This window comes from Streptomyces sp. YGL11-2 (genome assembly GCF_050054615.1).
GTDB lineage: Bacteria > Actinomycetota > Actinomycetes > Streptomycetales > Streptomycetaceae > Streptomyces.
This window is the reverse complement of sequence record NZ_JBNHIN010000001.1, coordinates 201,653-214,267: the sequence shown is the minus strand read 5'-3', so window position 1 is coordinate 214,267 and position 12,615 is coordinate 201,653. Positions and strand designations below refer to the sequence as shown.

Below are 12,615 nucleotides of genomic sequence, written 5' to 3'. Positions count from 1 at the left end.
CACAGGGGTGCCGCCGGACCGGCAGCCGGCGGCACCCGAACACATGCGGGACAACCATCCCCCGAATGGGTGATCCCAGGGCAACCGGTGGATACCCGCCGTACCGGGACAGTAACTTAGGTCGGCCTAAGGTCTGTGCCCCGTCGCGCCCAACTCCCCCTGAAGAAGAGCCTCTTGATGCCAGTTGCCCCTGCCGGCACCGCCCTCGCAGGCGGCACCAACGGCCCCCGCGCGCTCCGCCCCCTCCTTGACACCGTCCTCGACGCCCTCACCACCGGCGCCCAGGACCGCTCCGGCCCCCTCCCGCCCGGCGGCCCCGACACCGTCGCCCGCACCGTACGCGACACCTGCCTGCCCCTCCTCCCCGAACACGGCACCGGCCCGCACGCCGCCCTGCGCACCCTCGTCCACACCCTCGCCGCCGGCGCCGCCGACCCCGCCGACCCCCACTGCGCCGCCCACCTGCACTGCCCTCCGCTGGCCGTGGCCACCGCCGCCGACCTCGCCGCCGGCGCCCTCAACCCCTCCATGGACTCCTGGGACCAGGCCCCCGCCGCCTCCGCACTGGAAGCCCTCACCAGCCGCGAACTCGCCGCCCTCGTCTACCCCCAGGCCGCCGAACCCGACGCCCTGATCACCACCGGCGGCACCGAATCCAACCAACTCGGCATCCTCCTCGCCCGCGAGGCCCCCCACCCCCCGCACACCACCGGCCCCCTGCAGATCGTCTGCGGCGCCAACGCCCACCACAGCATCCACCGCGCCGCCTGGCTCCTCGGCCTCCCCGAACCGGTCACCCTCCCCACCCCCGACGGCACCCTCGACCCCGCCACCGTCCACACCTGCCTCGCCGAACTCGCCGCCCGCACCGGGCCCGTCCTGCTCACCGCAACCGCAGGCACCACCGACACCGGCGCCATCGACCCCCTCCCGGCCCTCGCCGACCTCGCCGACCGACACGGCGCCCGCCTCCACATCGACGCCTCCTACGGCGGCCCGCTCCTCTTCAGCGACACCCACCACACCGCCCTCAACGGCCTCGCCCGCGCCCACACCGTCACCCTCGACCTGCACAAACTCGGCTGGCAGCCGGTCGCCGCCGGCCTCCTCGCCGTCCCCGGCCCCACCACCCTCGCCCCCCTGGGCCACCAGGCCGACTACCTCAACGCCGACGACGACACCGAAGCCGGCCTCCCCGACCTCCTCGGCCGCTCCCTGCGCACCACCCGCCGCCCCGACATCCTCAAGATCGCCGTCACCCTCAAAGCCCTCGGCCGCCAGGGCCTCGGCGACCTCGTCGACCGCACCCTCGCCGCCGCCCGCACCCTCGCCGACCTCATCGACGCCCACCCCCACTACGAACTCCACTCCCGCCCCACCCTCACCACCGTCCTCTTCCGCCCCACCGACGCCGACGACACCACCCTCGCCGCCATCCGCCGCTCCCTCCTCACCGAAGGACACGCCGTCCTCGGCCGAGCCACCACCCCCACCGGCCTCTGGCTCAAGGCCACCCTCCTCAATCCCCACACCCAACCCGGAGACCTCACCACCCTCCTCAAACTCGTGGAAGGCCACACCCCCCGATGAACACCCCACCGCACACCGAACCCGAACCAGGCACCGGCACCCACGGCCCCGACGAACCCCTCGACCTCGCCGGCATCGGCATCGGCCCCTTCAACCTCTCCCTCGCCGCCCTCGCCCACCCCCTCACCCACCTGCGCACCGCCTTCTACGACCTGCACCCCGCCTTCCACTGGCACCCCGGCCTCCTCATCGACGGCGCCACCCTCCAAGTCCCCTTCCTCGCCGACCTCGTCACCCTCGCCGACCCCGCCAGCCCCTGGAGCTTCCTCAACTACCTCAAAACCCGTGAACGCCTCTTCCCCTTCTATTTCGCCGAGCGCTTCCACATCCACCGCGCCGAATACGACGCCTACTGCCGCTGGGTCAGCGAAAACCTCCCCACCCTCCACTTCGGCCACCAGATCGACGCCGTCCGCTGGAACCACGAACGCAGCCTGTTCGAAGTCGACTTCACCCAACTCGGCGCCGAAGGAGAAGCCGAAGCCCTCGGCCGCAGCTACGCCCGCAACCTCGTCCTCGGCATCGGCACCGCCCCCCACATCCCCATCCCCCTCCGTCCCCTCACCGAGGCCCCCGCCGTCCCCGTCATCCACTCCGCCGACTACCTCGACCACCGCGAACGACTGCTCGCCGCCGAACACCTCACCGTCATCGGCGCCGGCCAGTCAGGCGCCGAAATCTTCCTCGACCAGCTCCGCGCCCGCCCCGCCGGCCGCGAGAACCTCCACTGGCTCGCCCGCACCCCCGCGTTCGCGCCCATGGAATACAGCAAACTCGGCCTCGAACACTTCACCCCCGACTACACCCGCTACTTCCACGCCCTCCCCGAACGCGTCCGCGACGAGCTCCTCCCCGCCCAATGGCAGCTCCACAAAGGCATCGACCACGACACCCTCGCCGCCATCCACGACGAGCTCTACCGCCGCACCCTCGACGGCGGCTGGCCCACCACCACCCTCACCCCCGGCGTCCGCGTCCGCACCGCGGGACGCGTCGGCACCACCAAAGTCGAACTCCACCTCGAACACACCCAGCAAGGCAGCCGCTCCCGCCTCACCACCGACGCCGTCGTCCTCGCCACCGGCTACCGCGAACGCCGCCTCGACACCCTCCTCGCCGCCCTCGACCCCTACCTCCGCCGCGACGCCTCCGAACGCCCCCGCATCGACGAACACCACCGCCTCGTCCTCGACCCCTCCATCACCGCCACCGGCTGCCACATCTACGTCCAGAACGCCGAAACCCACACCCACGGCGTCGGCACCCCCGACCTCGGCCTCGCCGCCTGGCGCAGCGCCACCATCCTCAACTCCCTCACCAGCAGCACCGCCTACCCCCTCCCCAGCCGCACCGCCTTCACCACCTTCGGCCTCGCCCACCCCACACCACACCGCACCACCCCCACCGTCCCCCGCCAGAGCTCCACCCTCGTCCCCCGCCACTGAACGCCACCGCCCCTCCCACCCCGCCCGACACCGGACAGGGGAGAGGGGCGGCACACCCGCAACCGACGAGATCCACCGGCCTCAGAACACCGGCTTCCCGGCCCGCGTCAGCCGCCAGCCCACCGAAGCGAACACCGCCGGATCGATGACCTTCTTCGCCTTCACCCACGCGATGATCGTGTTCCGGATCTCCTCCGAGTTCGACCACACCGACGTCGCCTTCGCCACATGCGGGAAACCACCACCGCCGTTCGCCCGGTAGTTGTTCACCGCCAGCACGAACTGCGCCTTGTCGTCCAACGGCTTGCCCTGATACCGCAGGTTCGTGATCCGCGAACCCGCCGGCTTCGCGATGTCGATGTCATACGCGAGCCCACCGACCACGTCGTAGTTGAAGTCAGGCGTGTTGTCCGCGTTCGTCAGCTTCTTCGGATCCACCGGCGCACCCGGAGCCGTCTGCACGAAATACCGCGCCGAGAACTCCAGATAGTCCCGCAGCTGCGCACCCGTCATCAGCCGTGCATCCAACGTGTTCTCGTACACGTACAGCCCCGCCACGTCACGCAGCGACACCTGCCCCGCCGGAATCGCCGCCGACCGCGAGAAGCACGCCGCCTGCGACAGCACCGGCAGCGAGGCGTACTTCGTACCGGCCAGCGCCGCCTTCACCGTGTCCACCTGCACGAAATTGATGAAGTCGATGATCGGCGTGTCCTTGTACGGAGCCTCGGTCGCCGACATCGCCGCCTTGCACGTCCCGACCACCTGGTTCACATACTTCACCACCGTCTGGTGCTCACGCCGCACCAGCCGCGCGATCTCCGGATCCTCCGCCGCCGTGTTGGCGTTGCGCACCTCCGCCGTGACCGACACCACCTCCCAGCGGCCCCGGCGCAACTCCACCTCGAAATCGAAGACACTCAGCCGCATCCCCCACATCAGCGGCTCGGACAGCACCACACTGCGCCCCGTCTCCTTGTTCACCACCGTCCGGGACGCCACCTCCTTGTGCGTATGACCCACCAGAATCGCGTCGATACCCGGCACCTGCTCGGCCACCAGCGACGACGCGTTCTCCGGATACGGCAGCGCATCCCCGTACGACGTCGAACCGTCCAGACCCGAATGATCCGTACAGACCACCACGTCACAGCCGAGCGAGCGCAGCTTCGGCACGTACACCTTCGCCTGCTCGACCAGCCCCGGGAACGTCATCTTCCCCTGCACATTGGCCTTGTCCCACACCGCGATACCAGGATTCGTCAACCCCAGAATGCCCACCCGGATATCCCGGTGACCCGGCACCTTGATCCGCTTCACGACATACGGCGGAAACGCCGGCTTCAACGTCCGCGCATCCAGCGCGTTCGCCGCCAGCAACGGGAAATCACACTGCTCCTGGAACTTCCGCAGCACCGGAATTCCGTAATTGAACTCATGATTGCCGAGCGCCGCCGCGTCGTACCTCATCCTGTTCATCGCCAGCGCCATCGGATGCTTCGGACCGTGCGGCGCGGTGATCGGATCGACCCGCGCGTAGTAGTACGACAGCTGAGTGCCCTGAATGATGTCACCCGCGTCGATCAGCAGCGTACGATGCCGCCCCGCCTCCTTGCGGGCCTGCTCCACCAGCGTCGAGATCTTCGCCAGCCCGACATCGTTGTGCGCCGCGTCGTCATACTCCTTGTCGGTGAAATAGTCCCAGTTGAAAACATGCCCGTGCACATCCGTCGTGCCCAGCACCCGGATCGGGACCCGCTTGCCCCGCCCGCGCCCCGACCGCCGCTCCGGCTCCTGCGCCTGCGCGGCCTGCGGCAGTGCCCCCGTGAGCGCCACCCCCGCACCGGCCGCGGCCGAACGCCCCAGGAACTTCCTGCGGTTGAACGACATATCGATTCCCCCAAGAGGTCAAATGGTCCCAATACGCCCAGTGGCACGCCGCTCAGGAACAACGCGCGTAGATTCGCGCGTAGATTGTGGCCCCAACCACCCCCAACGCAACAGCCCCACAACATTGCGAACAGGTGACTCCCCAGTGACCAGTTGGCCGGAAGACCGGCACCGGCTGGCAAGCTGACACCATGACCCAGCCCACCCCGCCCCTGCCCTACGGCACCCCCGACGCCCCCCGCCTCGCCGTCCGCGGCGAAGCCCGCCTCGAAGTCGACCCCGAAACCGCCCGCATCACCGTCACCGTCAGCGCCCGCGGCACCGACCGCAAAACCGCCCTCGCCGACCTCACCCGCCGCAACGAACACGCCCTCACCCTCATCAAGAGCTACGGCGACGCCGTCGAAAAACTCGAAACCGGCAGCTTCACCCTCACCCCCCAGCTCACCGACAAAGGCCGCCACGAACGCATCCGCGCCTACCACGGACGCGTCACCCTCACCGCCACCCTCAACGACTTCACCGCCCTCGGCGAACTCACCACCCGCCTCGCCGACCTCGAACTCACCCGCGTCGACGGCCCCTGGTGGGCCCTGCGCCCCGACTCACCCGCCCACCGCGCCGCCCGCACCCAGGCCGTCCGCGAAGCCGTCCAGCGCGCCCGCGAATACGCCGAAGCCCTCGGCGCCCGGCTCGACGCCGTCCTGGAGGTCGCCGACGCCGGAGCCGAGAACACCGCCGCGATGCCGGCCCCCGGTATGCGCGCCTTCGCCGGCTACGGCGGCGGCGCCGTCCAGGAATCCGCCCCCGCCCTCGACCTGGAACCCCAGCGCCAAACCGTCTACGCCCACGTCAACGCACGCTTCACCATGACCCGTCCCGCACTCTGAGACCACACCGCGCGCGGGCGAAATTCCGCTCATCAGAGCGGCGTCCCGCGCATTCCATTACTTGTCAACAGCCTTTCACCAAGCGCTCGTTGAGCAGTCACTTCTCCACAGTTCCCTACCGCCGGGTAAGTCATAGAGTCGAAACATGCGCCGAGCAAAGATCGTCTGCACACTGGGACCCGCCACCGACTCGTACGAGCAGATCAAAGCCCTCGTCGACGCCGGAATGGACATCGCCCGCTTCAACCTCAGCCACGGCATCTACGCCGACCACGAAGCACGATTCGACCGGGTCCGCAAAGCATCCGAAGAAACCCGTCGCAGCGTCGGCATCCTCGCCGACCTTCAAGGCCCGAAGATCCGTCTCGGCCGATTCCGCGAAGGCCCCGTACTTCTCGAACGCGACGACGAGTTCACCATCACCGTCGAACCCTCCGTCGAAGGCGACCGCCACCTCTGCGGCACCACCTACAACGGCCTCGCCGCCGACGTCACCCCCGGCGAACGCATCCTCGTCGACGACGGCAAGGTCACCCTCGAAGTCACCACCGTCCAAGGACCCCGCGTCCACACCAAGGTCATCGAAGGCGGCATGGTCTCCGACCACAAGGGACTCAACCTCCCCGGCGTCGCCGTCTCCGTCCCCGCCCTCTCCGAAAAAGACCAGGACGACCTCCGCTGGGCACTGCGCTACGGCGCCGACATCATCGCCCTCTCCTTCGTCCGCAGCGGCCGCGACATCGAAGACGTCCACCGCATCATGCGCGAGGAAGGCCAGTTCCGCCCCGTCATCGCCAAGGTCGAAAAGCCCCAGGCCGTCGAGAACATCGACGACATCGTCGCCGCCTTCGACGGCATCATGGTCGCCCGCGGCGACCTCGGCGTCGAAATGCCCCTGGAAACCGTCCCGATCGTCCAAAAGCGCGCCATCAAACTCGCCAAGCGCAACGCCAAACCGGTCATCGTCGCCACCCAGATGCTCGACTCGATGATCGACAACTCCCGGCCCACCCGCGCCGAAGCCTCCGACGTCGCCAACGCCGTCATCGACGGCACGGACGCCGTGATGCTCTCCGGCGAGACCAGCGTCGGCAAATACCCCACCGAAACCGTCCGCACCATGAGCCGCATCGTCGAAGCCGCCGAGGAGGACCTCCTCGCCAAGGGCCTCCCGCCGCTCACCGAACAGAGCAAGCCCCGCACCCAGGGCGGTGCCGTCGCCCGCGCCGCCGCCGACATGGGCGACTTCCTCGGCGCCAAGTTCCTCGTCGCCTTCACCCAGTCCGGCGACACCGTCCGCCGGCTCTCCCGCTACCGCTCGCCCATCCCGCTCCTCGCCTTCACCCCCGACCCGGCCACCCGCTCCCAGCTCAACGTCAGCTGGGGCGTGGAGACCTTCCTCGGCCCGACCGTCAACTCCACCGACGAGATGGTCGCGCAGGTCGACGAGCAGCTCCTCAAGATCGGCCGCTGCCAGAAGGGCGACACCGTCATCATCACCGCCGGCTCGCCCCCCGGAGTCCCCGGCTCCACGAACCTCGTCCGCGTCCACCACATCGGCGAGGACGACTCGCCCAAGTAACACCCCTCCCGCACCTGAATAAGCTGGGCCGAGGTACCTGACTGCCGTCCCTGTCAGTGCTTCGGCCCGATGTGTTTGTCCATGAGGGCCACGGAGGCTTTGCGGGCGACGGAGATGTTGAACGGGTCGCTGCCGCGGGCGAGAACGGTCCATGCGACGCCGACCTTGGTCAGTGTGTCGGAACAGAGCTTGCGGATGTCATCGGACTTGTTGGTGAAGAAGTACCGTGGGTACTCGTAGCGCTTGCGCTCGCCGCCGACCATCCGCGTCGTCCAGTTGGTGATCCGGCACCCGTCGGAGTGGATCAGACCGCGGAGGAACTCCCAGGGGTGCGCGTCCACGATCTCCTGCTGCCACGGTTCGAGGGCGATCTGCCGCTCGTGCTTCTTGCCGGGGCCGTGCTGGGGAAACATGCACCATAAGTGCTTCGAGTAGACCTTTACGTTGTGACAGCCGGTCTTCCGGACGCGGCACACGGAGTTCTCTGGGAACACCGCCCGCATCGCGGCTTCGCATTCGTTCATGAGGCCCGGCCAACTGTCGTCGCACGTGATCATGAGATTCGGAACACGGTGCTCCGAGTACTGGATGATGTGGCCGTCGCCGAGGTAGAGAGCCAAGAGGTAGGCGTAGGTCGCCCGATCGAGAGCACGCCCGTCGCACCGCGGGCACTTCGGGCTGTGAGCACCCGGGCACTCCCCGCGTTTGGCGCGGTCCATGTGCCGCCAGTAGCTGATTGTGCCGATGGGGACGCCCATGGCTCGGGCCACATCCGCGTTCTTCGCCCCCGCGCGGAGTTGCGTGAGGGCCTTCTGTCGCACATCTGTGCCATGGAAGATCATGACGTCACTGTGCGTCGCGGCTGATGAGCTTGGGGTGAAAACGTGCGGGATTCACGCGAAGGTGAAAATCCGCTTGTTCGGTGGTGCCGGGTGCGGGATTCGAACCCGCAAGCCCTTTCGGGCAGATGTGTTTGAGACATCCGTGTATGCCGTTCCACCAACCCGGCTGATGGCACAGACACCATACCGTGTGAGTAACGATGGCCGCCCCTAGGTAGGCTGCAATGGCACCACCTGCCAGAACGAGGAGTCCCGTGAGCGCCGCCGAGCCCGAGCAGCCCGTCGTCGATGACGATCAGTCGCATGTCCCGCCGCTGACCACGCGCGTCGTGATCGCCGAGGACGAGGCCCTCATCCGTCTCGACCTCAAAGAGATGCTGGAGGAGGAGGGCTACACCGTCGTCGGCGAGGCCGGTGACGGGCAGACCGCGGTGGAGCTGGCCCGGGAGCACCGTCCCGATCTGGTGATCCTGGACGTGAAGATGCCCGTGCTGGACGGGATCTCGGCGGCCGAGAAGATCGCCGAGGAGAGCATCGCGCCGGTGCTGATGCTGACCGCGTTCTCGCAGCGCGAGCTGGTGGAGCGGGCGCGGGACGCGGGTGCGATGGCATATCTGGTCAAGCCGTTCTCGAAGAGCGATGTCGTGCCGGCGATCGAGATGGCGGTGAGCCGGTTCACCGAACTGAAGGCGCTGGAGAAGGAGGTCGCGGACCTCACGCAGCGGCTGGAGACGCGGAAGCTGGTGGACCGTGCGAAGAGCGTTCTGCAGACGCAGTACGGGCTGACGGAGCCGGCGGCGTTCCGGTGGATCCAGAAGACGTCGATGGACCGGCGGCTGTCGATGCAGCAGGTCGCGGAAGCGGTCATCGAGGACGCCGAGGAGAAGAAGCAGGCGAAGCAGCAGCAGAAGAGGGATTAGCGGCTGCGTGGAGTTGGGTGGGCGGCCCCGTACCGGTGATCGGTGCGGGGCCGTTCGCGTGTCCGGGGGTGGGTGGGGCGGCGGGGGTCAGTCCTCGCCGAGGTAGGTCTTGCGGACGGATGCGTCGTGGAGGAGGTGGGCGCCGGTTCCGGAGAGGGCGATGCGGCCGGTTTCCATGACGTGGGCTTCGTCGGCGAGGGTGAGGGCGGCCTGGGCGTTCTGTTCGACGAGCAGGATGGTGGTGCCCTGGGTGCGGAGTTCGCGGATGGTGTCCATGATCTTCTGCATCATGATCGGGGAGAGCCCCATGGAGGGTTCGTCGAGCATGAGGAGTTGGGGGCGGGACATCAGGGCGCGGCCCATGGCGAGCATTTGCTGTTCGCCGCCGGAGAGGGTGCCGGAGGGTTGGCGGCGGCGTTGGCCGAGGATGGGGAAGAGGTCGTAGACGCGGTGGATGTCGGCGGCGATGCCGGCGGTGTCCTTGCGGAGGAAGGCGCCGAGTTGGAGGTTCTCGGCGACGGTGAGGCGGGGGAAGAGGCGGCGGCCTTCGGGGGAGTGGGCGAGGCCGCGTTCGACGATCTTGTGGGCGGGGAGGTCGTTGAGGGGGCGGCCGTCGAAGGTGATCTTTCCGGTGCGGGGGGTGAGGAGGCCGGAGAGGGTGCGCAGGGTGGTGGTTTTGCCGGCGCCGTTGGTGCCGATGAGGGTGACGACCCGGCCTGCCGGGACGGTGAAGGAGATGCCTTTGACGGCTTCGATCTTGCCGTAGGCGACGCGGAGGTCCTCGACTTCGAGGAGTGCGGTCATGGGGTGGCTCCGGTGTTGTCGGCTCCGGTGTCGTCGGTGGCGGCCGGGGTTTCTCCTGGTGGGGTGGTGGGGTCGGTGGGGGTGCCGAGGTAGGCGGCGATGACGCGTTCGTCGGCTTGGACGGTGTCGGCGGTGCCTTCGGTGAGTTTGCGTCCTTGGACGAGGACGGCGACGCGGTCGCAGAGGGTGAAGACGAAGCGCATGTCGTGCTCGATGACGAGGACGGCGGTGCCCTGTGCGCGGATGGCGTGGACGAGGTCCCGGGTGGCGCGGGTTTCCTGGGGGTTCATGCCGGCGGTGGGTTCGTCGAGGAGGAGGAGTCCGGGTTCGCTGGCGAGGGCGCGGGCGATTTCGAGCTTGCGTTGTTCGCCGTAGGGGAGGTTGCGGGCGAGGTGGTCGCGGTGGGCGGCCAGGCCGGTGAAGTCGAGGAGTTCCAGGGCGCGTTGTGCGCTGTCGCGTTCGGCTTTGCGGAAGCCGGGGGTGCGCAGGAGTGCTGACCAGAGTCCTTCCTTGGTGCGGGTGTGGCGTCCTACGAGGACGTTTTCGAGGACGGTCATGTTGGCGAAGAGGCGGATGTTCTGGAAGGTGCGGGCGATGCCGGCCCGGGTGACGAGGTGGGGTTTGCGGGAGAGGGGGGTGCCTCGGTAGCTGATGGTGCCCTGGGTGGGGGTGTAGAGGCCGGTGAGGCAGTTGAAGAGGGTGGTTTTCCCGGCGCCGTTGGGGCCGATGAGGCCGAGGATTTCGTGGGTGTTGATGGTGAGGTCGACGTGGTGTACGGCGGTGAGTCCGCCGAAGCGCATGGTGACGCCGTTGGCTTCGAGGAGGGTGCCGGTGGTGGTTGTGGGTGTGGTCATGGTGGGTCACGCCTTTGCCTGGGTGGCGCCGAGGGGGGTGGTGGGGTCGGTGCGGCGCCGGTCGGGGGCGTCGGGTGCGGTGGGGTCGTGGAATTCGAGTTGTTTGCGGCGGTCGGGGATGAGTCCTTCGGGGCGGAAGCGCATGAGGAGGACGAGGGCGAGGCCGAAGAGGAGGAGTTGGTAGTCCTGGAGGAAGTCGAGTTTGGCGGGGATGAGGAAGAGGAGGGCGGCGCCGACGAGGGGACCGCTGAGGGTGCCCATGCCGCCGAGGATGACGGCGGCGAGGAGGAAGGCGGAGTTGGGGGGTTGGGGGCCGGCGAACTGGAACTGTTCGGGGGTGGCGGTGGTGACGACGTGGGCGTGGACGGTGCCGGCGAGTCCGGCGAGGGCGGCGCCGAGGGCGAAGGCGAGGAGGCGTAGTCGGAAGCTGTTGATGCCCATGGCGACGGCGGCGGTTTCGTCTTCGCGGATGGCGATCCAGGCGCGGCCGATGCGGGAGTCGGCGGCGCGGCGGAAGACGAGGACGACGAGGGCGGTGACGAGGATCATGAGCAGGTAGTAGTTGCCGTAGGGGGCGAGGGGGGTGCCGAGGACGGTGTGGGGTCGGCCGAAGTTGAAGCCGAGGATTTCGAGGTTGGGGATGTTGGGGATGCCCATGGCGCCGTTGGTGATGTCGGGGCCGGTGGTGCCGTTGAGGTTGAGCATGGCGATGCGGAAGATTTCGCCGAAGCCGAGGGTGACGATGGCGAGGTAGTCGCCGCGGAGGCGGAGGGTGGGGGCGCCGATGAGGACGCCGAAGGCGAGGGAGGCGGTGGCTCCGGTGAGGAGGGCTGCCCAGAAGGGGAAGTGGAGGCCGAGGGCGGATTCGGGGGAGCCGGAGACGAGGGCCGCGGCGTAGGCGCCGACGCCGAGGAAGGCGACGTAGCCGAGGTCGAGGAGTCCGGCGAGGCCGACGACGACGTTGAGGCCGAGGGCGACGGTGGCGAAGATCAGGATGTTGGCGCCGACGATGGTGTATTGGTCGGTGTCCTGGGTGAAGGGGAAGGCCGCGGCGGCGAGGAGTGCGGTGGTGAGGGCGGCGCCGCGGTGCCGGTGGGTGAGTTGGGTGAGGCGGGCGGTGAGTCCGGCGCGGCCCAGGGCGGGGACGGCGAGTGCGATGAGGATGAGGTAGCCGATGAAGGGGGCGCCGTCGTCGGTGTCGATGCCGTAGGTGAAGGCGAGGAGTGCGGCGGCGTGGGTGGCGGCGATGGTCAGGATCTCGGCCCGGGGCGGGAGTTGGCGGGTGGGTGGCCTCAGGGGGGTGGCGGCGAGGGCGGCGGTGAGGCGCTGCCGGGGGCCGGTGGGGGGTGGGGCGGTGGGGTGGTCGGGGGGTAGGGCGAGGGCGCCGAGGAGGGTGGTGAGGGAGGTGATGGCGGCGGCGATGCCGCCGGGTTCGAGGTTGACGAGGCCGCCGAGGTGGAGGGCGATGGCGGCGAGGGTGAACCAGGTTGTGGTGAAGGTGGCGAGGGCGGCGAGGAGGGTGGGGGCGTTGCGGCCGGCGGGGGTGAGCCAGCGCAGTCCGCGGACGCCGAGTGCGGAGGCGGTGAGGAGGAGGGTGAGGAGGGCGCCGGTGAGGGTGGTGAGTTGGAGGCCGGCCGGGGCGCCGTAGTGGGTGAGGTCGCCGGGGAAGTCGCTGGTCCAGGTCCAGGCGAGGGCGGTGGTGGCGGCGGTGGTGAGGGCGCCGGCGGCGGTGGTGAGGCGGGCGGTCTTCTCGGGGAGGGGGAGGAGGCCGGTGGTGGTAGGGGTGGTGGTCATCGGT

The 12,615-nt window shown here is 69.0% G+C and carries 10 protein-coding genes and 1 tRNA gene; 5 read left to right on the top strand and 6 right to left on the bottom strand.

Going from position 1 to position 12,615, the window contains the following annotated elements; genetic code table 11:
- Nucleotides 1–177 precede the first annotated feature (177 nt).
- A complete protein-coding gene (locus tag ACO1BR_RS00970) occupies nt 178–1,590 on the top strand; it encodes a pyridoxal phosphate-dependent decarboxylase family protein (RefSeq protein ID WP_426793085.1) in 1,413 nt (470 codons plus the stop codon).
- Nucleotides 1,587–3,035, top strand: coding sequence for a lysine N(6)-hydroxylase/L-ornithine N(5)-oxygenase family protein (locus tag ACO1BR_RS00965; RefSeq protein ID WP_426793084.1), 1,449 nt, complete (start codon nt 1,587–1,589; stop codon nt 3,033–3,035). Before ACO1BR_RS00970 ends, ACO1BR_RS00965 begins: the two co-directional genes overlap by 4 nt.
- A gap of 81 nt (nt 3,036–3,116) precedes the next feature.
- Here the strand turns inward: ACO1BR_RS00965 and ACO1BR_RS00960 are convergent, their stop codons facing one another.
- A complete protein-coding gene (locus ACO1BR_RS00960; RefSeq protein WP_426793083.1) occupies nt 3,117–4,925 on the bottom strand; it encodes a bifunctional metallophosphatase/5'-nucleotidase in 1,809 nt (602 codons plus the stop codon).
- Nucleotides 4,926–5,116: 191 nt separating this feature from the next.
- On the opposite strand from ACO1BR_RS00960, the gene ACO1BR_RS00955 reads away from it, so the two are divergent.
- Nucleotides 5,117–5,815: an SIMPL domain-containing protein gene (locus ACO1BR_RS00955; RefSeq protein ID WP_426793082.1), complete on the top strand. Its 699-nt coding sequence runs from the start codon at nt 5,117–5,119 to the stop codon at nt 5,813–5,815.
- Between the two features lie 145 nt (nt 5,816–5,960).
- Nucleotides 5,961–7,397, top strand: a complete 1,437-nt coding sequence (gene pyk / locus ACO1BR_RS00950; RefSeq protein WP_426793081.1) for a pyruvate kinase — start codon at nt 5,961–5,963, stop codon at nt 7,395–7,397.
- Nucleotides 7,398–7,450: 53 nt separating this feature from the next.
- On the opposite strand, the gene ACO1BR_RS00945 is transcribed toward pyk, so the two are convergent.
- A complete protein-coding gene (locus ACO1BR_RS00945) occupies nt 7,451–8,239 on the bottom strand; it encodes a helix-turn-helix domain-containing protein (protein ID WP_426793080.1) in 789 nt (262 codons plus the stop codon).
- An 81-nt stretch (nt 8,240–8,320) separates the two neighbouring features.
- Nucleotides 8,321–8,406: transfer RNA gene (locus ACO1BR_RS00940), tRNA-Leu, on the bottom strand.
- Nucleotides 8,407–8,493: 87 nt separating this feature from the next.
- Here ACO1BR_RS00940 and ACO1BR_RS00935 point away from each other — a divergent pair.
- Nucleotides 8,494–9,159 (top strand): ANTAR domain-containing response regulator, encoded by a 666-nt coding sequence (locus ACO1BR_RS00935; RefSeq protein ID WP_159504380.1) that lies wholly within the window; start codon nt 8,494–8,496, stop codon nt 9,157–9,159.
- Nucleotides 9,160–9,246: 87 nt separating this feature from the next.
- On the opposite strand, the gene ACO1BR_RS00930 is transcribed toward ACO1BR_RS00935, so the two are convergent.
- The 3 genes from ACO1BR_RS00930 to ACO1BR_RS00920 are packed head-to-tail and all read right to left on the bottom strand — an operon-like array spanning nt 9,247 to nt 12,611.
- Nucleotides 9,247–9,963 carry an ABC transporter ATP-binding protein gene (locus tag ACO1BR_RS00930; RefSeq protein WP_426793079.1) on the bottom strand — a complete coding sequence of 239 codons (717 nt, stop codon included), beginning with the start codon at nt 9,961–9,963 and terminating at the stop codon, nt 9,247–9,249.
- Entirely contained in the window at nt 9,960–10,817 is an 858-nt protein-coding gene (locus tag ACO1BR_RS00925) for an ABC transporter ATP-binding protein (protein WP_426793078.1), read from the bottom strand. The genes ACO1BR_RS00930 and ACO1BR_RS00925 overlap by 4 nt, the downstream gene beginning before the upstream one ends.
- Nucleotides 10,818–10,823: 6 nt before the next feature.
- Nucleotides 10,824–12,611 (bottom strand): branched-chain amino acid ABC transporter permease, encoded by a 1,788-nt coding sequence (locus ACO1BR_RS00920; protein ID WP_426793077.1) that lies wholly within the window; start codon nt 12,609–12,611, stop codon nt 10,824–10,826.
- Nucleotides 12,612–12,615: the final 4 nt, after the last annotated feature.